Origin of the sequence: Aquidulcibacter sp., from assembly GCF_020253525.1 — a bacterium.
In the GTDB taxonomy this organism is placed as follows: domain Bacteria; phylum Pseudomonadota; class Alphaproteobacteria; order Caulobacterales; family Aquidulcibacteraceae; genus Aquidulcibacter.
The window spans coordinates 1-23,583 of sequence record NZ_JADCBK010000012.1; the positions used below are offsets into that span (position 1 = coordinate 1).

General features: G+C 57.0%; 24 protein-coding genes. 13 read left to right on the plus strand and 11 right to left on the minus strand.

What is annotated here, in order from left to right:
- Nucleotides 1-233: 233 nt before the first annotated feature.
- The gene (gene ppk2, locus IOB61_RS01725) at nucleotides 234-992 is read right to left on the minus strand and encodes a polyphosphate kinase 2 (protein ID WP_290811326.1); all 759 of its coding nucleotides are present in this window, start codon (nucleotides 990-992) and stop codon (nucleotides 234-236) included.
- A 133-nt stretch (nucleotides 993-1,125) separates the two neighbouring features.
- Here ppk2 and IOB61_RS01730 point away from each other — a divergent pair, with 133 nt between their 5' ends.
- The 3 genes from IOB61_RS01730 (at nucleotide 1,126) to IOB61_RS01740 (ending at nucleotide 4,069) form a co-directional block, all read left to right on the plus strand.
- A complete protein-coding gene (locus IOB61_RS01730; RefSeq protein ID WP_290811267.1) occupies nucleotides 1,126-1,851 on the plus strand; it encodes a 16S rRNA (uracil(1498)-N(3))-methyltransferase in 726 nt (241 codons plus the stop codon).
- Nucleotides 1,852-1,969: 118 nt separating this feature from the next.
- Nucleotides 1,970-2,611 carry an alternative oxidase gene (locus IOB61_RS01735; protein WP_290811270.1) on the plus strand — a complete coding sequence of 214 codons (642 nt, stop codon included), beginning with the start codon at nucleotides 1,970-1,972 and terminating at the stop codon, nucleotides 2,609-2,611.
- 93 nt (nucleotides 2,612-2,704) lie between these two features.
- Nucleotides 2,705-4,069 (plus strand): glutamate--cysteine ligase, encoded by a 1,365-nt coding sequence (locus IOB61_RS01740; protein WP_290811273.1) that lies wholly within the window; start codon nucleotides 2,705-2,707, stop codon nucleotides 4,067-4,069.
- A gap of 11 nt (nucleotides 4,070-4,080) precedes the next feature.
- Here the strand turns inward: IOB61_RS01740 and IOB61_RS01745 are convergent, their stop codons facing one another.
- From IOB61_RS01745 to IOB61_RS01755, 3 genes are all read right to left on the minus strand, one after another.
- Nucleotides 4,081-5,343, minus strand: coding sequence for a hypothetical protein (locus tag IOB61_RS01745; RefSeq protein ID WP_290811276.1), 1,263 nt, complete (start codon nucleotides 5,341-5,343; stop codon nucleotides 4,081-4,083).
- Nucleotides 5,344-5,426: 83 nt separating this feature from the next.
- On the minus strand, nucleotides 5,427-6,296 hold the full coding sequence (gene hemF, locus IOB61_RS01750; RefSeq protein WP_290811279.1) for an oxygen-dependent coproporphyrinogen oxidase: 870 nt from the start codon (nucleotides 6,294-6,296) through the stop codon (nucleotides 5,427-5,429).
- A gap of 61 nt (nucleotides 6,297-6,357) precedes the next feature.
- The gene (locus IOB61_RS01755) at nucleotides 6,358-6,837 is read right to left on the minus strand and encodes a tRNA (cytidine(34)-2'-O)-methyltransferase (RefSeq protein WP_367272789.1); all 480 of its coding nucleotides are present in this window, start codon (nucleotides 6,835-6,837) and stop codon (nucleotides 6,358-6,360) included.
- 113 nt (nucleotides 6,838-6,950) lie between these two features.
- On the opposite strand from IOB61_RS01755, the gene petA reads away from it, so the two are divergent.
- Genes petA through IOB61_RS01770 form a run of 3 tightly spaced genes read left to right on the plus strand, consistent with a single transcriptional unit; the run spans nucleotide 6,951 to nucleotide 9,662 of the window.
- Entirely contained in the window at nucleotides 6,951-7,523 is a 573-nt protein-coding gene (petA, locus tag IOB61_RS01760; protein WP_269798748.1) for a ubiquinol-cytochrome c reductase iron-sulfur subunit, read from the plus strand.
- Between the two features lie 7 nt (nucleotides 7,524-7,530).
- Nucleotides 7,531-8,820: a cytochrome b/b6 gene (locus tag IOB61_RS01765; protein WP_290811287.1), complete on the plus strand. Its 1,290-nt coding sequence runs from the start codon at nucleotides 7,531-7,533 to the stop codon at nucleotides 8,818-8,820.
- A gap of 11 nt (nucleotides 8,821-8,831) precedes the next feature.
- Nucleotides 8,832-9,662 carry a cytochrome c1 gene (locus tag IOB61_RS01770; protein ID WP_106407528.1) on the plus strand — a complete coding sequence of 277 codons (831 nt, stop codon included), beginning with the start codon at nucleotides 8,832-8,834 and terminating at the stop codon, nucleotides 9,660-9,662.
- Between the two features lie 79 nt (nucleotides 9,663-9,741).
- Here the strand turns inward: IOB61_RS01770 and IOB61_RS01775 are convergent, their stop codons facing one another.
- From IOB61_RS01775 to IOB61_RS01785, 3 genes are read right to left on the minus strand one after another with little or no spacing between them, the layout of a single operon-like run.
- Nucleotides 9,742-10,179, minus strand: coding sequence for a flagellar basal body protein (locus IOB61_RS01775; RefSeq protein ID WP_290811293.1), 438 nt, complete (start codon nucleotides 10,177-10,179; stop codon nucleotides 9,742-9,744).
- A 2-nt stretch (nucleotides 10,180-10,181) separates the two neighbouring features.
- Entirely contained in the window at nucleotides 10,182-10,523 is a 342-nt protein-coding gene (locus tag IOB61_RS01780) for a rod-binding protein (RefSeq protein ID WP_290811296.1), read from the minus strand.
- Between the two features lie 13 nt (nucleotides 10,524-10,536).
- Entirely contained in the window at nucleotides 10,537-11,676 is a 1,140-nt protein-coding gene (locus IOB61_RS01785) for a flagellar basal body P-ring protein FlgI (RefSeq protein WP_290811299.1), read from the minus strand.
- A 202-nt stretch (nucleotides 11,677-11,878) separates the two neighbouring features.
- On the opposite strand from IOB61_RS01785, the gene IOB61_RS01790 reads away from it, so the two are divergent.
- Complete coding sequence (locus IOB61_RS01790; RefSeq protein WP_290811302.1) at nucleotides 11,879-12,298, plus strand: flagellar assembly protein FliX; 420 nt, start codon at nucleotides 11,879-11,881, stop codon at nucleotides 12,296-12,298.
- A gap of 195 nt (nucleotides 12,299-12,493) precedes the next feature.
- Entirely contained in the window at nucleotides 12,494-12,913 is a 420-nt protein-coding gene (gene dksA, locus IOB61_RS01795; protein ID WP_085338105.1) for an RNA polymerase-binding protein DksA, read from the plus strand.
- A 19-nt stretch (nucleotides 12,914-12,932) separates the two neighbouring features.
- Here the strand turns inward: dksA and flgH are convergent, their stop codons facing one another.
- The 4 genes from flgH to flgF form a co-directional block, all read right to left on the minus strand.
- Nucleotides 12,933-13,676, minus strand: a complete 744-nt coding sequence (gene flgH, locus IOB61_RS01800; protein WP_290811305.1) for a flagellar basal body L-ring protein FlgH — start codon at nucleotides 13,674-13,676, stop codon at nucleotides 12,933-12,935.
- On the minus strand, nucleotides 13,676-14,479 hold the full coding sequence (gene flgA, locus IOB61_RS01805) for a flagellar basal body P-ring formation chaperone FlgA (RefSeq protein ID WP_290811308.1): 804 nt from the start codon (nucleotides 14,477-14,479) through the stop codon (nucleotides 13,676-13,678). Before flgA ends, flgH begins: the two co-directional genes overlap by 1 nt.
- A 67-nt stretch (nucleotides 14,480-14,546) precedes the next feature.
- Nucleotides 14,547-15,335, minus strand: coding sequence for a flagellar basal-body rod protein FlgG (gene flgG / locus IOB61_RS01810; protein ID WP_290811310.1), 789 nt, complete (start codon nucleotides 15,333-15,335; stop codon nucleotides 14,547-14,549).
- Between the two features lie 21 nt (nucleotides 15,336-15,356).
- Entirely contained in the window at nucleotides 15,357-16,094 is a 738-nt protein-coding gene (gene flgF, locus IOB61_RS01815; protein ID WP_085338101.1) for a flagellar basal-body rod protein FlgF, read from the minus strand.
- Between the two features lie 321 nt (nucleotides 16,095-16,415).
- Between flgF and IOB61_RS01820 the strand changes: the two genes are divergently transcribed.
- The 5 genes from IOB61_RS01820 (at nucleotide 16,416) to IOB61_RS01840 (ending at nucleotide 23,515) form a co-directional block, all read left to right on the plus strand.
- Complete coding sequence (locus tag IOB61_RS01820; RefSeq protein ID WP_290811316.1) at nucleotides 16,416-17,060, plus strand: flagellar basal body-associated FliL family protein; 645 nt, start codon at nucleotides 16,416-16,418, stop codon at nucleotides 17,058-17,060.
- Nucleotides 17,061-17,170: 110 nt separating this feature from the next.
- Nucleotides 17,171-18,199, plus strand: coding sequence for a flagellar motor switch protein FliM (gene fliM / locus IOB61_RS01825; protein ID WP_269798749.1), 1,029 nt, complete (start codon nucleotides 17,171-17,173; stop codon nucleotides 18,197-18,199).
- Nucleotides 18,196-18,630 (plus strand): DUF6468 domain-containing protein, encoded by a 435-nt coding sequence (locus IOB61_RS01830; RefSeq protein ID WP_290811318.1) that lies wholly within the window; start codon nucleotides 18,196-18,198, stop codon nucleotides 18,628-18,630. The genes fliM and IOB61_RS01830 overlap by 4 nt, the downstream gene beginning before the upstream one ends.
- A complete protein-coding gene (locus tag IOB61_RS01835; protein WP_290811320.1) occupies nucleotides 18,627-19,604 on the plus strand; it encodes a hypothetical protein in 978 nt (325 codons plus the stop codon). Before IOB61_RS01830 ends, IOB61_RS01835 begins: the two co-directional genes overlap by 4 nt.
- A gap of 140 nt (nucleotides 19,605-19,744) precedes the next feature.
- The gene (locus IOB61_RS01840; RefSeq protein ID WP_290811323.1) at nucleotides 19,745-23,515 is read left to right on the plus strand and encodes a hypothetical protein; all 3,771 of its coding nucleotides are present in this window, start codon (nucleotides 19,745-19,747) and stop codon (nucleotides 23,513-23,515) included.
- Nucleotides 23,516-23,583 lie beyond the last annotated feature (68 nt).

Sequence of the window (23,583 nt, forward strand, 5' to 3'; positions counted from 1 at the left end):
CAAGGGATGTCATCCCCGATGGCGTCAGCCAATCGGGGACCTCCTGCCGCAAAGTCCCACAAGGTCCCCGCTCTTCGCTCACGCTTCGGCGGGGATGACATCGTGGGGGTGGGGAGAGTCTTTATCTAGAAGCGGTTGGGCGATGTGTTGCGTCAAATCGCCCACGAACAATCGTGTTTGCCTTGTGCGCGGGTAGGGCCTGCACCAGAACCTTCCATGCGAAAAGGCCACCCTCACTCCGCCAATCGGCCGTCCTTGATCGCTTTGGCGGTAAACTTAAACAAAAGCTCGCTGGAGGGTTCAGGCACCTGGTCTTCCAGTTTTGGGCAGGCGAGTTGGTGCAGGACGTGGCTGATGATGGCGAGGCGGGCGTGCTTTTTGGAATCGGCCCGGACGCAATACCAAGGGGTGCGAGAGGTATGGGTGGCTTTGAGCATTTCATCGCGCGCAGCCGAATAGTCATCCCACTTTTCCTGCGCGACCGCATCCAGCGGGCTGATTTTGAGGCGGGCGAGGGGGTCGGTGCGGCGTTCTTCCAGCCGACGGGCTTGTTCTTCGCGGCTGATATCCAGCCACAGTTTGATGATATGGGTGCCTGATTCACTCAACATGGTTTCAAAGGGGACGACATCGCGCAAGAAATCGGCATGTTCTTCCGGCGTACAAAAGCCCATCACGGGCTCTACCCCGCCACGATTATACCACGAGCGGTTAAAGATCACGACTTCACCGGCGGCTGGCAAATGGGCGGCATAGCGTTGGAAATGCCATTGGGTTTTTTCCCGGTCCGACGGTTTGGGCAGGGCGACAACCCGGGTGGAGCGCGCACTCATATGCTCAATCATGCGCTTGATTGTGCCGTCTTTGCCGGCCGCATCGCGGCCTTCAAAGATGATGAGAACTTTTGCGCCTGTCTCCATCAGCCATTGCTGGGTGGTGACGAGGGCGACTTGCAGGGGCTCAAGCCGTTCAAGAAATTCGGCATCGGACATTTTGGATTTGGTCGGGTCGCTTGCAGCTTTTGAAGACTTCTTGTCGTTGGCCATCTTGCTTCCTCCGGCATAAGCTTGAAGTGTGCGCATCACCTGTCGCCCCGCGCAAGGGGTCTAGCCAAATGAGTGAAAGATGAAGCCGAGCCAACGCCTCTATGTCGCCTCTGATTTGGGCCAAGATCGGGTGGTGGGGCTCGATAGTGGGCAGGCGCATTATCTCGCCCATGTGCTGCGCTTGCCCGTGGGCGCGGCGGTCTTGTTGTTCAATGGTCGCGATGGTGAGTGGCTCGCCCACCTCAGCCAGATTGGCAAAAAGGGGGCAGAAGCCGTTTGCGCCGAACAGACGCGTTCCCAAACCCCCGTCTGCGACCTTGACCTTTTGTTTGCGCCCATCAAAGGGGACCGGACCGATACGATTGTCGAAAAAGCAACCGAACTTGGCGTGGCGCGCATCCGCCCGGTGCTGACCGAGCGCACCATTGTGCGCAAACTTAATCTGGAGCGCTTGCGCAGTCGGGCAGCTGAAGCCGCCGAACAATGCGGCACCTTGTTTGTGCCGGAGGTGCATGAGGCCATCAGCCTAATGAGCTTGCTTGATCCCAAGGCTGAAGCGCGGTGTATCCTGTTTGCCGATGAAGCAGGCGATGCGATCTCGGTCGCTGAAGCTTTGGCCGATAGGCCCACCCAAGTCGCACTTCTAACCGGGCCAGAAGGTGGCTTTACCCCCGCTGAGCGGGAAAAGCTTCGGGCAAGCCCCTTGGTGCGCCCGGTTCATTTAGGCCCCCGTATTTTGCGCGCCGATACCGCCACATTTGCGGGCCTAACGCTGATTCAAAGTGCGTGGGGCGATTGGGCGTAGGGACAAAAAGGGGGGGGGCGACATTGCGTCGCATTCTCGAATTTGGGCCCCATCACCATCTCTTGTTTGGACCTTGAGGCAATAATGCGCGACAGGTGGCCAAAAGCAGGAGACAAGCATGACCACGGCGTCGGGTTACCCTTATGAAGCGGCGAACCCCTTGGAGTTTCATCAAGCCCCAAAAGACCTCTCAGATCGGGTGGCTTTGGGTCTGACCCGCGTGTTGCGCTTTTTTGCCGATCGCTTTTTCGCCAAGCGCTATGGGCACCGAGCGGTTGTTCTAGAAACAGTCGCCGCCGTGCCCGGCATGGTGGCTGGCATGTTGGTACATATGCGCAGCTTGCGCCGGATGGAAGATGACCATGGCTGGATTCAAACCCTGCTGGATGAATCGCAAAACGAGCGCATGCATCTGATGACTTTTGTGGCCATCGCCAAGCCAAACTGGCTGGAGCGTTTGTTGATCCTGTTGGCGCAAGGCGTATTCTTCAACGCCTTCTTTGTGCTCTATCTCTTCTTCCCCCGCACAGCGCATCGGATGGTAGGCTATTTCGAAGAAGAAGCGGTGATTAGCTATACGTCTTATCTGGCCGAGATTGATGCCGGACGGCTGGAGAATGTGCCAGCACCGGCCATCGCGATTGATTATTGGCAATTGGCCCCAGACGCCCGCTTGCGCGATGTGGTGCTGGCGGTGCGCGAGGATGAAGCCAAGCACCGCGACGTCAACCATCAGTTTGCACACGCCTTGACAGCATAAAGGCGGCAAAATCCAATTGGCCTTCTTGCGCCTGTCATAAACGCGCCCTAACTCACATCGGCGTGAAAGACACGTCGCAAGAGACATTTTCGTATGGCCGATACACAAGACCCCTCCCGCCCGATTGAGACATTTGAGGATTTGTTGCCCTATTTTGATGCGGGGCCAAAGCCGAAGTCGGAATGGAAAATCGGGACCGAGCACGAAAAGTTCGGCTTTTACAAAGGCACGCATGCGCCTGTGCCCTATGCGGGAGACACTGGCGTACAGGCCCTGCTGGACGGGATGAAAACCCTATCGGGCTGGGATGGGATCTATGAAGGCGAGGCGATCATTGGCCTCAAACAGGGCATGGCCTCGATCACGCTGGAACCCGGTGGCCAGTTTGAATTGTCTGGCGCGCCTTTAGAGCATTTGCACCAGACCTGTACCGAAGTCGGTGCCCATTTGGCCGATGTGCGCACCGTGACCGACAAGCTTGGTATTGGCTTTTTGGGCCTTGGCTTTAACCCCTTGCATAGTTTGGAAGACATTCCGCTGATGCCCAAGGGCCGCTATAAGATCATGCGGGATTATATGCCCAAAGTTGGCCGTCTTGGGCGACAAATGATGTTCCGCTCTTGTACCGTACAGACCAATCTGGACTTTGGTTCAGAGGCCGACATGGTCAAGAAATTCCGCGCCTCGCTTGCTTTGCAACCCATTGCGACTGCCTTGTTTGCCAATTCGCCCTTTGCCGAAGGCCGTACCAATGGCTTTTTGAGCTATCGCGCCCATGTGTGGAGCGATACAGACCCCGACCGCACCGGCATGCTGCCATTTGTGTTTGAGCCGGGCATGAGCTTTGCCCGCTATGCTGAGTGGGCCCTTGATGTGCCCATGTATTTTGCCAAGCGCAAAGGCGAATATCTCAATCTGGCAGGGCGTTCTTTCCGCGACTTCATGGCAGGACGCTTGCCAGAGCTTCCCGGTGAAAAGCCGACCATGAAGGACTGGGAAGACCATTTGACGACTTGCTTCCCAGAAGTGCGGCTAAAAACCTTCCTTGAAATGCGTGGTGCCGATGCGGGGCCTTGGTCGCGGCTTTGTGCTTTACCCGCCCTCTTTGTTGGCCTGCTCTATGATGATGCAGCAACCGAAGCTGCGTTGGAATTGGTCAAGGATTGGACCGCTGAAGACCGCGAAAGCCTGCGCCGCACGGTGCCGTTCTTGGGCCTTAAAGCGCCTATTCGTGGTCGAAGCGCGCAAGATGTTGCCAAGGACGTTTTGGCCATTGCCCGCCAAGGCTTGCGCGCCCGCGCCAAGTTGAATGCATCAGGTGATGATGAAACAGGCTTCTTGAGCGAGCTCGACGAGATCGCAGCCAGCGGCATGACGCCGGCCCAACGCTTGCTTGAGCGCTATCACGGCGAGTGGGGTGGCAATATCCACAAGGTTTATGAAACCCACGCTTATTAGGGCCGCAAACCCTAGAGCCGATAGCCCAGCCTTAGCGTGATTTTGTCGACATCGACCAAGGTGTTGATTGTGGTACCGCGCGTATAGCGTGTCTCAAGCGAGATGTTGGAGCCTGCAGAGGGTCTAAGGCCCGCACCGACCGAGAAAATTCCGCCAGAGGCCTTGCGACTGGTAATATCATAGCGGCCATTATAGCTGCTGGAGATGGTGATCACGCCAAAGCCGAAATTCTGTTCGGCACTGAGGCCCAAATTCATCCCGCCGCGAAAATAAGTGTCGAGTTCAGCCAGCTTCTGGCTGTCGCCGGGGTCTTGAACGTCTGCATAATCGACCACGATGGACAGATTACACCGCATCGCCCAGCCCAGCGCGTCGCGTCGGGTGCAGGGGCGCACGCGGGGAAAGTCGATCAGCGCATCGCCAACCCAAACAGCGGCTTTGGCTGCATCATCGGTTTGAAAGGCCATAGAGCCAAAACCAATCGCCCCGCCTGCCTGCTTTGGATTGCGGAAGATAAAACTGTTGCCCAATGTCAGATCATTGACCTCTTCCCGGCCAGATCGGGCGGCCCGGCGGTTATATTGCACAAAGGGGGTCCAGCGTAATTCTGTGGTCTCTGATGGCTTGGCAAACAGAATGGGCTCAATGGCAAGGGCCAAGCTTGCATTCAACAAGCGCGTGTCGGCAGCCTTATCTTCCTCAAAGCCCAAGGTGGCAAACCCACGCTCCCGCGGCGGTTTGATGAAGTCATTCTTGCTATCGGCCAAGATCAAGCCGCGCCGCTTCGCCGCTGGCTCTTTGGCGGGCACGATGACGGCTGGGTTGGCTGGAAGCGGGGGCGAGGCGGCCTTACACGTCAAGCTGATGCCGTCCGTCTCGCCATTGAGGAAGGCAATCGCGCGTGCCCGCGCATCGGGGGCAGTTTGCCCGGTGAGGATAAAGCGTGCCTCGCCGCCCTCAGGCGCTGCCAAGACGGAAATGGTCGAGGTAAGAAGCGCTGCCAAGGCAGGTTCGGTGCTGTTGGCCGCTAATTGTCCCAGGCTGCGGGTTTCAATTGCTTGTAACAGCGCGCCTGTCATGGGCAGACCCGCCTGCAGGATCAAGCGTTGGCGCAAATCGGCCCCGCTAAAGCTTTGACCAGCGCTCTCACACGCAACCTTTTCATAAAGGCGGTCCAAGGTGGCGGGGGCAGGGGGCGCCGCTTGGGCCAAAGCGGGTGCCAAGGACAAAAAGGCGGAAACGCCCAAGAATAGGAATAAAGAACGGCAGATCATGGCGGCGCTTTAGCCTGAAACGCTAAAGCCCGCCAAGTCTTCGCCTAAAACGGCTACAGTGTCGCCTGCCTCGATGGAACCAATCAGGGCCACTTCACCACTGGCGGCATGGAGGAGAGAATGCTCTCCACATTGCCACCCGTCTTGAGGCCAAAGGTGGTGCCGCGATCATAGAGCAGATTATATTCCACATAGCGGCCACGCTGGATCAATTGGGCTTCGCGCTCATCCTCGGTCCATGTCTCATTCATGCGACCGCGCACAATCTCGGGATAGACCGCGAGAAAGGCCCGGCCGACATCTTGGGTGAAGGCAAAGTCCTTGTCCCAAGACCCGCTATTGTGATGATCATAGAAAATGCCGCCAATCCCGCGGGGTTCTTCGCGGTGGGGCAGATAGAAATAGGTGTCGCACCACTCTTTGAACTTCGCATAATAGCTGGGGTCGTGCGCATCACAGGCCTTCTTCATCGCCGCATGAAAGGTGATGGTGTCGGGGAAATCGTCAGTGCGTTGATAGGCCATCAAAGGCGTCAAATCGGCACCACCGCCAAACCAGCTTTCGGTTGTCGCCAGCATACGTGTGTTCATATGAACTGCCGGCACGCGCGGATTGGTCATATGGGCAATCAAACTAATGCCGGAAGCCCAAAAGCGGGGATCTTCAGAGGCACCAGGAATGGTCTTGGCATAGTCTGCCGGAAACGTGCCCATGACGGTGGAGACATGAACGCCGACTTTTTCAAACAGGCGGCCCTTCATAATCCCCATCACACCGCCACCGCCGCCTTCTTCCTTGCGGTTCCAAGGCGTGCGGACAAATCGGCCGGGGCTTCCGGGATAGAGGGCGGGGTCTGCTTCGTCTTCAAGGGTTTCAAAGGCTTGCATGATCTGGTCGCGCAAGGATTCAAACCATGCCCTTGCTTGTGCTTTACGGTCTTCTTGCTCGCTCATACTGCCCTCGTCTTATCGTTCTCGTCCCGGGAAAGTGGTCCCGGGTTTCCTCCCTACAACGCTAATCTAGCGCCGCCCATCGGCCAGTTTGTCGCATGGCTTCGGTTAAGGCGATAGCTCCCGCTGTCACCACATTCAAAGACCGCAGTCCTGCCGCCATCGGAATGCGCACACAGGCGTGACAAGCGGCGATGACATCGGGCGGTGTCCCTTCTGTTTCACGCCCCAGCATCAAAATATCGCTCGGTTCAAAGACGAAATCAGTCAAACGCGTGCTTCCTTCCGTCTCGATCAACACAATCCTGCTATTTCTCCGCTCTGCGGAGGCTGCAAATGCAGCAAAACTATCGTGGCGTTGCCAGTCACACTTGTTACCATAATCGAGGGAAGCACGCTTTAAGGTCTTGTCTGATAAAGGAAAACCGCAGGGTTCAATCACGTCTAACCCAATGCTAAGGCATGCGGTAAGACGAATGGCCGCACCGAGATTTGGCGCGATATCTGGTTGAAAGAGAGCTAGGCGCACGTTATGCAATCTCATCTTTGGAGGGGGTGCCGCGAGATGCGGCGTTCCGTCGCACGTTCAAAAGGCATTATCGCCCTATTTCAAGCGGTAAACGACTTTTGGACGTGTGTGAATGCGGGAGTAGCAAGGTGTCAGCCACCAATCATGAAGTAGCCGGCGAGACCGGAGAACCAACACGGCGTGACATGATCCATGTCGCGACGGGGGCCGTAGCAGCGGGCGGTGCCGCCATGCTGGCTTGGCCGCTCATCAATCAAATGAATCCAGCAGCCGATACGCGCGCTTTGGCATCGATTGAATTTGATGTGTCCAAAGTCGCCGAAGGTTCGCAAACCAAAATCATGTGGCGCGGTAAGCCCCTCTTCGTCCGTCACCGGACGGCTGAGGAAATCGCGCAAGGCAAGAAGGATGACGCTGCCGATCTGAAGGATCCCCAGACCGATGAGCAGCGCACGATGCAATCCAATGAACAGCCCGGTAAGCCCGAGTATCTGATCATGGAAGCAAACTGCACGCATTTGGGCTGTATCCCAGTCGGCATTGCTGAGCCTGGCTATATTGGTGAGTATGGCGGCTGGTTCTGCCCATGCCATGGCTCGCACTATGATACTGCCGGTCGCATCCGCAAAGGCCCCGCCCCGAAAAACCTGCCCATTCCGCCATATGTCTATACCGGCGGCACAGTCGTAAAGATTGGATGATACGAACATGAGTGGACCTTCAAGCTATGTGCCTAAGTCCGACCTCGAAAAGTGGTTGGATACACGGCTGCCGATCGTGCGGTTTATGAATGACACGATGATCGATTTTCCGACGCCGAAGAACCTGAATTATTGGTACACTTTCGGCGGCATTTTGGCAGTCTGTTTGGCCAGCCAAATCATCACGGGCATCATCCTCGCGATGCATTATGTGCCCCATATCGATATGGCCTATAATTCGGTTGAGCGCATCATGCGGGACGTCAACTATGGTTGGTTGATCCGCTTCATGCACTCCAACGGGGCCAGCATGTTCTTCTTGGCCGTCTATATCCACATCTTCCGTGGTCTCTATTACGGCTCATACAAGGCACCCCGCGAAATTCTGTGGGGCTTGGGCGTGATCATCTTCTTGTTGATGATCATCACCGCCTTCATGGGTTATGTTTTGCCTTGGGGCCAAATGTCCTTGTGGGGCGCAACCGTGATCACCAACATCGTGGGTGCCGTGCCTTTCATCGGTGACTCGATCAAGACCTGGTTGCTCGGTGGTTTTGCGGTTGATAATGCGACGCTGAACCGCTTCTTCTCGCTGCACTATCTCTTGCCATTCGTGATTGCAGGCGTGGTGGTGTTGCACATCTGGGCGCTGCACGTGCCTGGCAACAACAACCCAACCGGTGTTGAAGTTCAAGATGTGAAGAAAGAAACCCTGCCATTCCACCCCTATTACACGGTGAAGGATGCGTTTGCGATCTGCGTCTTCTTGTTGATCTTCGCTGGCTTTGTCTTCTTCGGCCCCAACACCTTGGGTCACCCAGACAATTATATCCCAGCCAACAACCAAGTGACGCCTGCACACATCGTGCCTGAATGGTATCTCTTGCCCTTCTATGCGATCCTGCGCGCCATCACGTTCGACATCTTGATCATTGATGCCAAGTTCGGCGGCGTGATCGCGATGGGTGGGGCTATCTTGATCTTGTTCGCGCTGCCTTGGCTCGACTCGTCCAAGATCAAGTCCATGCGCTATCGCCCAGTGGCTCGCATGTGGTGGTTTGCCTTTGTGCTGAACTTCCTGATGTTGGCCGTGTGTGGTGCCATGCCGGCTGAACCACCCTGGACCGTGATCTCCTTGATCTGCACGATCTACTACTTCGCCTATTTCTTGGTCGTCCTGCCAGTTCTTGGTGTGATCGAGAAACCCCAAACCCCACCGGCATCGATTGCAGATTCCATCCTGCAATCGCACAAAAAGTCGGCAGGCGTATCACCTGCAGCTGTACCGGCGGAATGAGGAACTTTGTAATGAAACCAACTTTCGCACGCCGATTCATCGCCGGGGTCTTGGGCCTTGTCTCCGTGGTCGCCTTCACCAGCAGCGCTCAAGCTGCTGGTGAGGCTAAGCACCCACGCGAAGTCAATGGCTCGTGGGAAGGCCCATTTGGTCGCTTTGACCGGGCCCAGCTTCAACGCGGCTTCCAAATCTATAAGGAAGTCTGTTCGGGCTGCCATTCCATGAACTTGCTGCATTACCGCAACCTCGGTGATGAGCATGGTCCATTCTATGACCCGAAATATCCAAACCCGAATGACAACCCCGTCGTAAAGGCCATTGCGGCCAATTATACGGTGAAAGTCATTGATGCGGACGGCAATGAGGTTGAGCGTCCTGCTTTGCCATCCGACAAATTTGTCTCGCCGTTTGAAACCGCGGCACAGGCAAAGGCTGCCAATGGTGGCTCCATGCCGCCCGACATGTCCGCCTTGATTAAGGCCCGTTATAATGGCGGAGACTATGTCTATTCGCTATTGACCGGCTATGATCAAGAGCCGCCAAAGGGCAAGTCGATCCCAGAGGGCAAGCACTATAACCCCTATATGCCCGGCGGCGTGATCGCCATGGGCCCGCCTATGGTGGATGACCAAGTCACCTATGCGGAAACCGACGCCAATAAGGGTGTAAAGCCTACGGTGGACCAAATGGCCCATGACGTGGTGGCTTTCTTGAGCTGGGCGTCTGAACCCCATCAGACCCAACGCAAGATCACTGGCTTTGGGGTGATGGGCTTCTTGCTGATCCTCACCATCCTCTTGTGGTTCTCGTACCGCCAAGTGTGGCGCAACGTTGAGCACTAAGCCAAAGGCATAGTCCCAAACACGAAGGCCGCCCCTTGGGGCGGCCTTTTTGCTGTTTGGCGTTCGTCAAATAAAGCGCTTAAGCCCGACGATCTAACGCAACCGCACTGGTATCGCGAAGGGCTTGCGCGCCCGGTCCATAGGCCACGGGGGCAGGGCGGGCAGCCACGGCCTCTTCAGCAATGGCGCGAACCAAGCCTTCAGCCAAAGCGCGTTGACGGCCCAGAGCCCGCTCATGGGCCTGCATCGCGGCTCGAAAGCGCTCTGTCTCAACGGTCAGTGTCGCTTTCAGTACCGGAGGCACACCTTCCAGCACCGTCGGATTTTGCGCAATACGGCGGCTTTCCAGCGCATATACATTGGCCAGCCGGGCAGATTCTTCGTTCAAGGCCTGGGCTTCCAAAAACCGGCTGCCTTCAAACAGAGCCGCTTGGCGTTCGGCAAGATCGGCAAGCCTGCGCGTCAATAAAATCAATTGATCCATTAAGTCGCTGGGGTCGTTGGCCAATAGGGTCATGATTATACTCCCGCTGCTTGCGCACGCTCTTGGATTTTCAACATTTCACGCTTCACGGCTGTGGCGATCCCGATCCCGCCTTGATCGCTAAAGCCCTTGGCATATTCCTCGGTCAGGAAGGGCCGGAAGGCGCGCTCTGCGGCACCACCGCCAAACATGGAGTCCGACATATCGGTGTCCGTTTCCATCAGTGACAGCATTTGCGCCAAGGCCATGCGCTCAAATTCACGCGCGGTCTTGTCCATTTCGGCTTCCGATTTCAGCGTTTTGGCACGCGCGCCCAAAACTTCCACCGAAGCAGATTGGGTTTGGGGGAAGGGCATAACTGGGGCAATTGAGTCCATCTTCTTGGGTCCCTTACATCACTTCGATGTCAGCTTGCAGCGCACCAGAGGCCTTTAGCGCCTGGAGAATTTGAATGAGGTCGCGCGGGTTGACGCCCAATGAATTGAGGCCCTCGACCAGATCGCGCAGCGGCACGCCACCGCGAATAACGGTGAGGTCACCCTTATCTTCTTCAACCGTCACGCTAGAGCGCGGCACCACGGTCGTCTCGCCTTGGCTTAAGGGGTTTGGCTGGCTAACCAAGGGTGTCTCTTGCACCGAAACGGTGAGATTGCCTTGGGCTACTGCCACCGTTGATACGCGCACATTGTCGCCCATCACCACAATGCCAGACGCTTCATCGACCACAATCTTGGCCACCAGATCTGGCGTCACCGTCAAGCGCTCAACCCGGCTAATCAGGCTCACCATATCGCCGGGATAGCCAATCGGTTTGGACAAAACCACCGTCGAAGGATTGTCGACCGAGGCAGCCGCGACGCCAAGATTGGCATTGATGGCATTGGCGATGCGGCGGGCGGTGGTGAAATCAGGGTTGCGCAGGGCAAGGCGAAGTTCAGTCTGACCTGCGAGGTCGAAATGAAGCTCGCGCTCAATGACCGCCCCATTGGCAATGCGGCCATTGGTGCTAACACCCCGGCTGACGCTGGTGCCAGAATTGCCGGTGGCGGTGAAGCCACCAACCGTCAATTGGCCTTGGGCTACCGCATAAACTTGCCCATCCGCGCCCATCAAGGGGGTCACCAGCAAGGTACCGCCTTCAAGGCTCTTGGCGTCACCAAAGGCTGAAACCGAAATGTCTAGACGTGTGCCTTGGGTGGCAAAGGGGGGCAGGCTGGCCGTGACCATCACGGCAGCAACGTTTTTAGTTTGCAGATTTTGTTCGCGCGTATTGACGCCCATCCGCTCGAGCATGGCTTCAAGGCTTTGCTTGGTGAAGGGCGAATTGCGCAAGCCATCACCAGTCCCAGCCAGACCCACCACAATGCCATAACCGATCAATTGGTTATCGCGCACCCCTTCAATCTGCACCAAATCTTTGATGCGGGATTGGGCCATCGCCTGTGAGGGCAAGGCACAGCCAAGGCTGATCAGCCCCAGAAGTAGGGCGGCAGAAACAAGACGGAATACGGGCGTAAATATCTGTGTCATTGCAACGTGCCATGCTAAATCCATGCCGCAAGATGGCTGAATAAAGCGCAAACAAAACAAGGGCTTCGAAAAAAAGGTTCGGCCCGGTCTAGTCGAGGCATCGGCAAGCTTTGCCTAGGGCTGGGCCCATTCTGCCGTCTGCTAGATCTGTTTTATCACCCATTAATCAGGTCTTAACCGAGGCAGCTCATGACTCGTTTCCATGAAAGTGAATGCGCCCACGTCCACATCCACACTCGCTGGGGCCCGCCGTGCCACAGGCGGTGCGGCACCGGGATTCGTCTTGCCAGGGCAAGTCGAGGGTGGGCCTGCGCAAGTCAATCGCGCGATGTCGGCCAATTCGATTGCCAATGTCGGGGCTTTACTGGCCTTGCAAGGCGAAGACGATATCGTGGAGCGTCGCCGCAGGGCCACGCGCCGCTCGTCGACTCTGCTCGATCAATTGGACGAAATACGCCTTGCCATTCTGGGTGGCGGTGTCAGCCGCGAACAAGTGGCGCGCTTGTCTCAAACCTTGCGGGAACATCGCGATGCTGTTGATGACCCGGCCCTCAACGCGCTTCTCGATGATGTTGAATTGCGCGCCGAAGTCGAACTCGCCAAGCTTGAGCGCGCACTTTAGGCCCATTAGGCCTCCAATTTGCCAAGCTTGCCCGTCGATCACGACCAATTGTCAATTGTTTTAGCAGTTAAGCGCCCAGACCAATGTTTCAAGCGCCTTGCGAGCCGTCTCGGGCTTCACTATAGCGCGAAGACATCGTGCGATGCCTTTATCGATCACATGCAGAAACAGGGGTACGTCATGACGACGATAGTTATGCCAAACACCGGTGTTCCTAGTGACTATGTGCCTTCCGACGACGAAGAGTTCATGAATGAACGGCAGCGTGAGTATTTCCGCAAGAAGCTTCAGGATTGGAAAGACTCCATCCTAGCCGACTCCAAGGATACTTTGTCCCATCTGCAGAGCGAAACAGCCTCGCTGCCAGATGTGGCTGACCGGGCTTCTGCTGAAACCGACAAAAGCATTGAACTGCGCGCCCGCGATCGTCAGCGCAAATTGATCTCCAAGATTGATGCAGCCTTGCGCCGGATTGACGATGGGTCTTACGGCTATTGCGATGAAACGGGTGAACCTATCTCACTGGGTCGTTTGATGGCCCGCCCCGTCGCGACTTTGAGCTTGGAAGCCCAAGAGCGCCACGAGCGGTCAGAGCGTATTCACCGCGACGACTAAGCTTTCCCATCAGCCCCGACTAGAAGGGGCTGATAGCTCCCAGAATCTGCTGGCCCTTGGGGGGCTGTTGATAGGCCGTGATTTGGCCGCGCCCACCGTAAGAGATGCGGGCTTCGGCCATTTGCGTATGGCGAACCTGATTGGCTGAGGTAATGTCCTGTGGCCTTACAATTCCAGACACCAACAACTCGCGCAATTCATTATTGATGCGCACTTCTTGGCGGCCTGCCACAACCAAATTGCCGTTTGGTAGAACCTGCGTGACGATGGCAGCAACCGTCATATCGACCCGCTCGTTCCGCGCAACTTGGCCCTGACCCGAAAACGCGCCATTGGAACTAGCCCCGACCATCGTGGATGGATCAAAACCTTCTGGGAGAACCTTGCCGGGCAATTGTTCAAGGCCAAAGAAATTGGTCACCCCACCATCCATGGTGGATTTACGGGTGCGGCCGGTCGAATTGTTCAATTGCGCCTGATCATTGATCTGGATCAAAACGGTCAAAATGTCGCCGATATTGGAGGCACGCGGGTCATTGAAGAATTGGCGCGAGCCTGCTTTCCACAGCGAATTGGACGAGGCTTGGCTCATTTGCTGGGCGGGCATGGGCATCACAACTTGGCGACGCCCGGTTGCGGCATAGGCTGGATTCTCAATCGGGGTGACTTCGGGCGGCTTACCCGCGCTGCGCACTTCTTCAATGGTGGAAGCGCATCCAGTCAAGGTCAGGGCGGCTACAATCATCATGCTCAACTTTTGCATCAATTGACTCCATTCTGATTAGGCACCCGGGCCGAAAGCTGGCTTAGCATCACGCGGGCTGTGCCCGGGCCATCGACAATGGCTTCCAGCACTTTGTTGGATTGTGGGTTTAAAACTTTGACATTGGCCCCAATGGCCGCATCGCCCAGCGCTTTACCGCGCACCGATAATTTGAGGCCTTCGGCCTCATAAATCAGGGTGACAGGTTCGTTGCGCCGAACCGAGGGAGTATCCATCACATCCATAGCCCGCAAAGGCGCATTGGCCAGTAAGACGCGTTTAGCGGTCTTGCCGATCAAGGCTTCAGGATCGGCCAGAGCATCGCGAGGGGCATTGGAAGGTGTATCGATCCAAACCACGTCTTCGGCTTGGATCGTTTCCCCGCGCTGAATGGTACGCCCAAGAACGGCTAAGGCTTCAGGCCGGGCAGGGGCTGCTGCTGCACCGGCACGCTGGCGGATTTCTGGCACGCTGGGAGTAGCGGCTGTGGGTAGGATGGGGACCAGCGGATCGCTACGACCGGGGCCATTAACAACCACCTGGCGCACACCTTCGCGGTTTGGCCAGTTAAGCCCTGCGGCACGGGCACGGGCTTGTAGGGGCCCTGCGCCAAACACCACCATTTGACCGGGGCCGGGCGAGCGCGCAATCGGCTGATTGGCAAAAGCCCCGGCATTATTAAACACGTCGCCAAAGGTGATTTGCGACGTGTCGGAGCGCGGATTGGCTTTGAGCGACAAGACGGGCGCAGATTGTGCGCTTTGGGCAAAGCTTGGGCTGACCTGCACCAGCGGTGCGGCCATGAAGCCAATCGCCAGACAAGAAGCCCAGCTAAGCCGAAGAAGAGGGGCGCGCGCCTTCATCTAGGCCTTACCGGAGGACTTGAGATGTGGCTTGCATCATCTCATCAGAAGCATTGATGACTTTGGAATTCATCTCATAAGCGCGCTGGGCGATGATGAGGGCTGAAATCTCAAACACGGGATTGACGTTGGAGGCTTCCACATAATTCTGATTGATTGAGCCAAGGCCGGGTCCGGTTGGGTTGCCAATAGTGGCAGGCCCAGAGGCGGCAGTTTCCACCAACAGATTGTCGCCCAAGGCTTCCAGACCTGCTGGGTTCACAAAGCTGGCGAGGGTAATCTGGCCGAGGTCTTGTGGTGCGGTTTGCCCGGAGATGATGGCTTGAACTTGCCCCGATGGCGAAATGGAGAAGTCGAGCGCGCCGTCGGGGATCTGGATTTCCGGTTGCACAACATAGCCATCACCCGTCACGATCTGGCCGGTTGGTGAGGACGAAAAATTGCCCGCCCGTGTATAGGCCGTCCGCCCATCTGGCAAAAGCACTTGGAAATAGCCGCGACCATTAATGGCCATATCATACTTATTATCGGTGCGGGTTAGGCTGCCTTGTTCGGCGATGCGATAGACCGACCCTGTTTTCACCCCATAACCAACTTGAACACCGGTTGGGTCAATCGTACCAGAATCCGAGGTGGTGGCACCGGGACGTTCGAGGTTTTGGTAGATCAAATCCTGAAACTCAGCCCGCTGGCGCTTAAAGCCTGTGGTGTTCATGTTGGCGATGTTGTTGGAAATGACTTCAACATTGAGCTGTTGGGCCAACATGCCGGTAGCTGCGATATTCATAGAGCGCATGTGCTTGGTCCTTTAGTCAGATTAGGATTGAACCCGGGCGAGACGTTCAATCGCTCGGCCACGCAAGTCTTCAGTTTGTTTTTGCAGGCGGGTCGCGCTTTCAAAGGCGCGGCTGATTTCCATGATGCGGGTAAGCTCGGTCACGGCAACAACGTTGGAGCCCTCAATCATGCCTTGCACCACTTGCGGGTCGGCTGCAGCCTGCGCCGCTTCCCCCGTCGGGCGCCAGAGATTGTCGCCAACTTTGTCGAGGGCACCTGGGCGGTCAAAGCGGGCGATGCCCAATTGAGCGACCGTCACGCCGTTTTGCGAAATAGAGCCATTTTGGGCGACTAAGGGTTCGCCTTGGGTTAGGTCCAAAGTGATTGGCTGACCGGCGGTGTCGAGGACGGGGCGGCCATCGCCTGTGACGATGCGGCCTTGTGTGTCCATTTGGAAGCGGCCGTCGCGCGTATAAGCGTTTCCTTGTGGCGTTTGCACGGTGAAATAGCCTTCACCCGCCAAGGCAAAGTCGAGAGGGTTATCGGTGCGCTGCAAGGCGCCGGGCCGGAAGTCGCGGGCAATCGTATAGTCGCGGACAAATTCAACGGTGCGGGGGCGTTCAGCTATCGAAGCGGGTCTGCGAATGACAGGCTCAAACAGGACCGATTCTGCTTTGAAGCCAGCGGTCGACATGTTGGCCATATTATTGGCGGCGACATCCATTTGCCGCCGGAGGGCATTTTGGGCCGAAACGGTGATGAGAAGTGTATTGTCCATCTCTATGTCTACCTTCTAGGTGAGCTCACGATGCGCTTTGGCACCAAATTCTCTGAGCCAGGCCCCATATCTTGCAAGAGACGGGCCAAGAATTAATCATTAAAATTCAATATTCTAAAATAGATGGTGCGGGATTGCGGCAGATGATGCCGTGAAAAAATGTCCAGATAGGGCTTTTTCGACCCTTCTCTCGGCAGTTTTTGCCGCCTCGTTAAGATTTGGTGACATTTCATTAACCACGATTGGCTTAACTCCCAACGTGCAAAACTGCCCAAGTGCGCCCTCTGAGTCGGTGCCCGTTTAAGCCTGTGAGAGAATCTGATGGCCGGAAAAAAAGAGAAAAAGGGTGAAGCTCCTCCTGAGGGTGCCGATGGTGCCGAAGGCGAAGAAGGCGGTGGCGGCAAGAAGAAGCTTGCCGGCAAACAGCTGATCCTCTTCATCGTTTTGCCTGCCATCCTGCTGTTGGGTGGTGGCGGGGCTGCGGCCTATTTCCTTGTCTTTGCCAAAAAGCCTGCGGCCGTAGCCGATGCGAATGGCGAAAAGGGCAAGGAAGAGGAGAAAAAGAAAAAGGACGAGAAGAAGAAGGAAAAAGGCAAGGACGAAAAGGGTGGCGAGAAGAAGGACGGTGAGGGCGGTGTTAAGCTGGCTGAGGGTCCTAATGGCGAGGGCTTCATGACCTTGCCAGATTTGATCGTCAACATTGCCACCGCAGATTCCCGTCCGGCCTATTTGAAGCTTCGCCTCACCTTACAGGCAAAAGATATGGAAACAGCCGCAGCAATTGAGCCGCTGCTGCCTCGCATTCTTGATCAATATACCGGCTTCCTGCGTGAGCTTCGGATGGAAGATATTGCAGGCTCGGCCGGTTACTCCCGTTTGCAACTTGAACTTCTAAAGCGGGTCAATTTGGCGATTGCCCCTGCCCAAGTCGATGCCGTGCTCATCGAAGAAATGTTGGTCCAATAATGGCGGATGATCTCGATCAAGATGCAATGGCGGCTGCTTGGGAAGCAGAGGCCATGGGTGATGGCGGCGGTGGTGGTGGCGATGATGCCTTTGCCGCCGAATGGGAGGCGATGGTCGGTGGGGAAACCGGCAAGACCATTTCTGCCTCTGCCATTGGTGCTGAGCGGGTTCTAAACCAAGACGAAATCGACTCGCTTTTGGGTTTTGACCTAGGCGATGATGATAGCGACGAGAAAAACGGTATTCGCGGGATCATTAATTCCGCACTGGTTTCTTACGAACGTCTGCCGATGCTGGAAATCGTCTTCGACCGCTTGGTACGGTTGATGACCACCAGTCTGCGTAACTTCACCTCCGATAACGTCGAAGTCTCGCTTGATCATATTTCGTCGATCCGCTTTGGCGATTACCTAAACTCCATTCCTCTGCCCGCCATTTTGGCGGTTTTCCGGGCAGAGCAATTGGACAATTACGGCTTGATGACCGTTGATTCCAATCTGATTTACTCGATTGTAGACGTTCTTTTGGGTGGTCGTCGGGGTACGACAGCCATGCGCATTGAAGGCCGGCCCTATACAACGATTGAGCGCATGCTGGTCACGCGCATGATCGAAGTGATCCTGCAAGATATGCAGGCTGCCTTTGAGCCGCTGAAGCAAGTCGATTTCTCGCTCGATCGGATTGAGACCAACCCGCGCTTTGCCGCAATCGCGCGGCCCGCCAACGCCGCCATCATGATCAAGATGCGGATCGACATGGAAGACCGGGGCGGGCGGGTAGAGCTTCTTCTTCCTTACGCAACCCTTGAGCCAATTCGTAAAATGCTCATCCAGCAATTCATGGGTGAGAAATTTGGTCGGGATAATATTTGGGAAGGCCACTTGGCTACCGAACTTTGGTCGACGGACATGCAGGTTGAAGCCGTCCTCGACGAATTACCGGTGCCTTTGGGCCGCTTGTTGAACTTGAAGGTCGGTGAAACCGTGTTCTTGAACCAACCCCCAGATGGCAGCGTGGAATTACGGTGCGGTCAGATTGCTTTGACCAAAGGGCGCATGGGCAAGATGGGGCGCGCCATTGCTTTGTGTCTGGATGGGCCACTCACAAACTCGGCAAGACGGGAGCTGATGAACCAATGACCGACCTTTATATCCCGATTGCGCAAGTCATTTTGGCCGTCGCTATGCTGGGCGTGGCTGTGTTGTGCATCCGTCTGGACCGCAAGATTACAGCCCTTCGCGAAGGCAAGGATGGCGTGGCGGCTGCGGCTGCAGAGCTGGCCTTGGCAGTGGGCCGGGCTGAAGCCTCTGTGGCGGCTCTCAAATCGGTTTCGCAAGCTGCTGGCGAAGATCTCCAGCGCAGCATCGAAGAAGCGCGCGCCTCAGCTGAGGCCTTGAAATTTTTGGTAACGACGGCGCGCGCGGTTGAAGTCAAGCCAGCCCCTGCCGCTGAGCCTGCACCTGCCCGCCAATCCCGTGACCTGCGGTGGGATGAAGAAGAATTAGAAGACGATTTCCGCTTGGCACGGCGCGCCCGTCCGCTGACTGAAACATGGGGTGGTTTGAGATGAAGTTTAAGCTTCGGCCTTTGACGGCTTTGGCTTTAGGTTTAGGCGTGGTCGGCTTGGCACAAGTCGGCCGCGTTGCTTTTGATGCCACCAATGCGATGGCGGCCGGAGAGCCTGCCAAGAAGGAAGCTGCCGCCCCTGCAGCGCCTGCAGATGGGGCCGCGGCTGCGGCTGCCCCAAAAGCCGGCCCGCCTATGTGTTTGCCTGTCGATTTGGCCAAAGAAGCCGGCATCAGTGCGGCTGAATTCCGCTTGTTACAAACCTTGCAAGAGCGCCGCCAGACGTTGGACACGCGCGAGCGCGATATTGTGACCCGCGAAAACCTACTGGCGACAACGGACGCAAAAATCCAAGAAAGAATGGCGGCGCTCAAAGCAGTAGAAGGTAATCTTCAGAAGCTATTGGGCCAAGTTGATGATTTGGAATCTCAGCGCATTACCTCGCTGGTCCGGGTCTATGAAAAGATGAAACCCAAGGATGCTGCCGCTGTTTGGGAAGGCTTAGACACCGAAGTTCTGTTGAAGATTGCCCAAAAAATGAAGGAGCAGCCGCTCTCGCTGATTTTGGCGAAAATGTCGCCAGAGCGTGCCCGCGAAGTGACCCGTCGTTTGGCTGAAATTGATGCCCCAGCCTTGCCCGTCATGGCGGGCAATCCGCCAGCTGCCCCGCAAAATGCTGGCGCGCCCGCAACCCCTGCACCTGCACCGAAGGCACCTGCTGCTAAGGCACCACCTGCCAGGGCCCCTGGTCAGCAAGCTGCGGCGAATAATCAGCCGAAGGGCAATCCAGCGCCAAGAGGGTCTGCGGCTGCCAATGCGGCTTTAGATGCCAAGGGCACAGGGCCCGCCGGGGCAGGGCCGACGCCGCCGCGCGCCCCAACGCCAAAAGCCCCCAATAATCCCTCAACGCCACAGCCTGCTGCAAAAGCCGCAAGTGGCCAGGCCCCCGCCGATCCTGCGCAGCGCCCGAAGGCCTAATCTACGGGCGCTTTTGCCTCTGCGAACCAGCCAGCACTGGTAAGGGGAACTTAACCGGATTCAGGCATAAGCGGATTTCCCGAGAAACTGGGCCAGACGTGGCTTAGCAGCGGGAATAAGAGATCTGACTTAGAGACCAGATGGCCAAATTGCGTCGGTTACTTGCTTATGTTGTCTGCGTGGCGCTTGCGTCACCGCCGATGGCCTATGGCCAAAATGCCGCCCCAGCCGCTGGTAATGCCCCCGCTGCCCTGCAAGGCCTGAAAGGGGTGAAACTGTCAGCCAGCCAAGATGCGACCTATGCGCGCCTCTTAATTGCTTGGCCCGCCGGCACCAATCTTTCCGCCACCGTGGTTGCTACACCCAATAATGGCTTGGCGATGATCCGCTTGCCACGCGCGATTGCAGCCGACCCCAGTGCCTATGCATCGGGCGCACCAGACTTTGTCGCCTCTGCCGCCCTCAGTTCTGATAAGCGCACCATACGTGTCGCCCTGCTGCAGCCTACGCGGGTGGTAACCAGCCGGGTGGGGAATGTGCAGGCCTTTGATTTTGTTCTGTCCAATGCCGAAGCGCCCCCGCCTTATGATGGCGAACCCAAAGCCGTTGCTTCCACCGATACCCAAGCCAAAGGCGGCGAGGGCGGGGGCGAAGATGGTTCTGGTGCACCTAAAAAGATGATCAACGGGGCTGCCCCGGTTGGTGCACCCCGAATTCAAGTGGATGTGTTCGAAGCCAAGGAATTTACCCGATTGCGTCTGTCGCGCGTGGGCAATCAATTTCCGCTTCCAGCCCATGGCTATGCGCGTCGAGGCGACCGTTTGGCCATTGCCTTGCCCGGCAAGTTTGCCTTTGATACCGCCGCCATTCGCAACCGCCCACCTGCGCGGGTTGAAGACGCGGCACGCTATAATTCCGCCACCGATTCCTCATTCCTGCTCGATGTTGCTCCGGGCAGCGTGGTGCGCCACAGCCGTGATGGTAATTCGATTGTGATCGACATTCTGCCGGAAGGGGCAAATCCAGATACGATTGAGGCTCTGCGGCAAGAGGCTGGCGACAAAATCGGGTCACCGGCAGCAAAATCTGTGGCAGGTAACGCTGCACCCAAGGCGGCCCCCAAGGCCGAAGGCATCGAAGCCTCTCCATCCTTAGATAATGGCGCGCAAGCTGCAGCCAGCGAAATGGATGCAGAGGCCGTTTTGAGCCAGCGCCCAGATCCAGCTCCATCCGGTCGGGTTCGGATGAGTAGCGCGATGGTCGGCAAAGAATTGCAATTGGAATTTGCGTTTGAAGCGCCTGCCCCGGCTGTCATTTATCGCCGTGGCGATTCCATCTATGCCCTGTTTGCCACATCTGCAGATGTGGATATCGGGCGGGTTCCAAGTGGCAAATTTGTAACCCGCATGGAAAAGGTGCGCGGGGAAGGCGTATCGGGTGTTCGCATCGTTGCCCCGCCTGAAGTTCAAGCCATCCCAAGCTCTATCGGCCCAAAGTGGAAGGTGGTTCTCTCGCCACAACGCCAAACGGCACCCCGGTCGGTTGGACTGGTCCGCGAACAGGCTTTAGACGGGACGTCGCGCGTGAAGGCGCTTGTTCCTGATGGGGCAGCGACCGGGATGGTGACTGATCCCGAAGTGGGTGACACGCTATTGGTCGGCCTTGCGCTTGGCCCTGTCAGCAGTCTTGGAACGCAGCGCTCGTATTTAGAAGCGGTTTTGCCCGAAACGTATCATGGCCTTGTGGTCGCCCCGCGGACCGATGATTTTGAATTGCGCCGCGATGTCGATGGCTTTGTGCTGGTTCGACCAAACGGCATGGCTTTGTCGGGCCTTGTCGGCTCTGAAGACATGGAAGCTGGTCCTGCGACAGCCCCTGGCTTTATTGACTTCAAATCTTGGCAATTGGGGCCAAAGGCTGATTTCAGCAATAACCTCAATAAATTGCGTCGCAAGGCTGCGGTGGAATTGGGCGACACCAACAACAAGATCACAGCGCGATTAGACTTGGCGCGCTTCCTGATTGCTTGGGACCTGGGGCCTGAAGCCTCAGGCGTCATCCGCCAATTGCGGTCCGATGTTCCTGCTCTTGAGCGTTCACCAGAGCTTTTGGCTCTAGAGGGCATAGCCACCCTTATGGGCGGGCATGGCAAAGCCGCGCTTGAATTATTGAGCGAGCCTGAAATCGCCGAAGACCCAGCCGCGCAATTATGGGCAGGCTTGGCGGCGCAAATGAGCGGTAATCCAGCTGAAGCCCGTGTCCGCTTTGAGCGCGGTAAAACGGCCTTACAGAATTTTGAGCCGGAGTATCGCGCCCGTTTCAATATCGCCAATGGTAATGCCGCGCTGGAATTAGGCGATGGCGCGTTGGCGATGATGACAGCCAACAGCGCCCAACGTGAGGCGCAAGAAGGTCTCACCCAATTGAAGGCCGCCCTTTTGTCGGCCCGTGCCATGGGGGCGACTGGGCGCGTCAACGAAGCTTTGGTCGCGCTGACGAAACTGGCAACTGCCCCAGATCGCGAAATCGCTGCGCGCGCTGCCTATGAGAAGGCCAATTTGGGCGAGTCGAGCGGGAAAATCTCTCCCATTGAATCGATTAAGGCGCTTGATGCCCTGCGCTATACGTGGCGCGGCGATGATCTGGAATTGGATATTCTGCGGCGCTTGGGCGGGCTTTATATTCAAGCAGGCGATATTCGCTCTGGCCTGACCACGATGGCGAGCGCGTCGACTTTGCGGCCGGATTTGCCAGCGGCCCGTCGCTTGCGCGATGATTTGTTCCAGCAATTCAAGTTCTTATTCCTAGAGGGCGGTGCGGACGGTATGGACCCGATCCAAGCCTTGGCGCTCTTTTATGACTTCCGCAACCTCGCCCCTATCGGCCCAGATGGCGACCGCATGGTGCGTGGCTTAGCCGAGCGTTTGGTCGCGCTCGACCTCTTGCCGCAAGCCACCCAATTGCTGCAGCACCAAGTCGACAAGCGCTTAGAAGGCTTTTCTAAAGCGCAAGTCGCAACCGATTTGGCCGCCCTTTATTTGATGGACCGCCGTCCTGAGGAAGCGTTGCGCGCGATCTGGAACAGCCGCGTATCGCTTCTGCCAGAGCCACTCAATGAGCAACGTCGCCTGATTGAAGCCGCAAGCTTGGCAGAGCTCGGCCGCAAAGATCATGCGCTGGAAACCATTGAGTTTGACGATTCCCCCGATGCGGCGCGGGTGCGGACGGAAATCTACATGCGTGCCGGCGATTGGCCCAATGCGGCTGCGAATGCCAGAGCGTCGCTGCCGCCTGCACGGCCCAATTTGTCCCCCGAGGAAGCCGGTGAAGTGCTGCGCGTTGCCGTTGCCCAAGCCATGGCGCGCGAGGATGGCTTTAATCGCGGTCTGGTGCGCACCCACGGGCCTGCCATGAGCAAGAGTGCTTATGCCGAAGCCTTCAAAGTGGTGACTGATACGGCTATTCCCTCAAGCGCAGCACTGCAGTCCGCGGTCAAAATCGCGACCGGGGGCTCACCTTATGATGGGCTGATGCGCCGCCTGCGGGATCGCTTGAACCGGATTGAAGCACCCACCGAAGCCGATACCGCCCAAGCTGCCCGCGCCCTTGGTCCAACCGATGGCAACCCAACAGGGCGTTTAGGCGCGGCTCTTATGTCTGTATTGCCGAAAGCGTTGCAGCCGGAGGCAGCCCCGAAAGAAGCAGCCCCCCTTCTGCCGGATGTGCGGCCAAGCTTGCCGCCACAACGCAGCCCTGCCGTGGCTGCCGCCGCCCAGCGCGCACCGGCGCGCCCAGCCAATACCGCTCCTAGAACGGCGCAAAACCAAGCGAAAGCTCCGGCCCGACCTGCCGCACGTGCGGGCGTCGATGCGCCGCGTGATCCCCCACCAGCGCCGGTCGTAGGCCGCTAACCCGGCGGGACGGCCCTAAAGCTTTGGACGAGGCTTTCGGCCACCAAGCGCCAGCCATCCACCAGCAC

Excerpts from the sequence above, each read along its gene's own strand:
- ppk2 (WP_290811326.1), bottom strand. The coding sequence starts at position 992 with ATGTCCGATGCCGAATTTCTTGAACGGCTTGAGCCCCTGCAAGTCGCC.
- IOB61_RS01730 (WP_290811267.1), top strand. The coding sequence starts at position 1,126 with ATGAAGCCGAGCCAACGCCTCTATGTCGCCTCTGATTTGGGCCAAGAT.
- IOB61_RS01735 (WP_290811270.1), top strand. The coding sequence starts at position 1,970 with ATGACCACGGCGTCGGGTTACCCTTATGAAGCGGCGAACCCCTTGGAG.
- IOB61_RS01740 (WP_290811273.1), top strand. The coding sequence starts at position 2,705 with ATGGCCGATACACAAGACCCCTCCCGCCCGATTGAGACATTTGAGGAT.
- IOB61_RS01745 (WP_290811276.1), bottom strand. The coding sequence starts at position 5,343 with ATGATCTGCCGTTCTTTATTCCTATTCTTGGGCGTTTCCGCCTTTTTG.
- hemF (WP_290811279.1), bottom strand. The coding sequence starts at position 6,296 with ATGAGCGAGCAAGAAGACCGTAAAGCACAAGCAAGGGCATGGTTTGAA.
- IOB61_RS01755 (WP_367272789.1), bottom strand. The coding sequence starts at position 6,837 with ATGAGATTGCATAACGTGCGCCTAGCTCTCTTTCAACCAGATATCGCG.
- IOB61_RS01765 (WP_290811287.1), top strand. The coding sequence starts at position 7,531 with ATGAGTGGACCTTCAAGCTATGTGCCTAAGTCCGACCTCGAAAAGTGG.
- IOB61_RS01770 (WP_106407528.1), top strand. The coding sequence starts at position 8,832 with ATGAAACCAACTTTCGCACGCCGATTCATCGCCGGGGTCTTGGGCCTT.
- IOB61_RS01775 (WP_290811293.1), bottom strand. The coding sequence starts at position 10,179 with ATGACCCTATTGGCCAACGACCCCAGCGACTTAATGGATCAATTGATT.
- IOB61_RS01780 (WP_290811296.1), bottom strand. The coding sequence starts at position 10,523 with ATGGACTCAATTGCCCCAGTTATGCCCTTCCCCCAAACCCAATCTGCT.
- IOB61_RS01785 (WP_290811299.1), bottom strand. The coding sequence starts at position 11,676 with ATGACACAGATATTTACGCCCGTATTCCGTCTTGTTTCTGCCGCCCTA.
- IOB61_RS01790 (WP_290811302.1), top strand. The coding sequence starts at position 11,879 with ATGAAAGTGAATGCGCCCACGTCCACATCCACACTCGCTGGGGCCCGC.
- dksA (WP_085338105.1), top strand. The coding sequence starts at position 12,494 with ATGCCAAACACCGGTGTTCCTAGTGACTATGTGCCTTCCGACGACGAA.
- flgH (WP_290811305.1), bottom strand. The coding sequence starts at position 13,676 with ATGCAAAAGTTGAGCATGATGATTGTAGCCGCCCTGACCTTGACTGGA.
- flgA (WP_290811308.1), bottom strand. The coding sequence starts at position 14,479 with ATGGCCGCACCGCTGGTGCAGGTCAGCCCAAGCTTTGCCCAAAGCGCA.
- flgG (WP_290811310.1), bottom strand. The coding sequence starts at position 15,335 with ATGCGCTCTATGAATATCGCAGCTACCGGCATGTTGGCCCAACAGCTC.
- flgF (WP_085338101.1), bottom strand. The coding sequence starts at position 16,094 with ATGGACAATACACTTCTCATCACCGTTTCGGCCCAAAATGCCCTCCGG.
- IOB61_RS01820 (WP_290811316.1), top strand. The coding sequence starts at position 16,416 with ATGGCCGGAAAAAAAGAGAAAAAGGGTGAAGCTCCTCCTGAGGGTGCC.
- fliM (WP_269798749.1), top strand. The coding sequence starts at position 17,171 with ATGGTCGGTGGGGAAACCGGCAAGACCATTTCTGCCTCTGCCATTGGT.
- IOB61_RS01830 (WP_290811318.1), top strand. The coding sequence starts at position 18,196 with ATGACCGACCTTTATATCCCGATTGCGCAAGTCATTTTGGCCGTCGCT.
- IOB61_RS01835 (WP_290811320.1), top strand. The coding sequence starts at position 18,627 with ATGAAGTTTAAGCTTCGGCCTTTGACGGCTTTGGCTTTAGGTTTAGGC.
- IOB61_RS01840 (WP_290811323.1), top strand. The coding sequence starts at position 19,745 with ATGGCCAAATTGCGTCGGTTACTTGCTTATGTTGTCTGCGTGGCGCTT.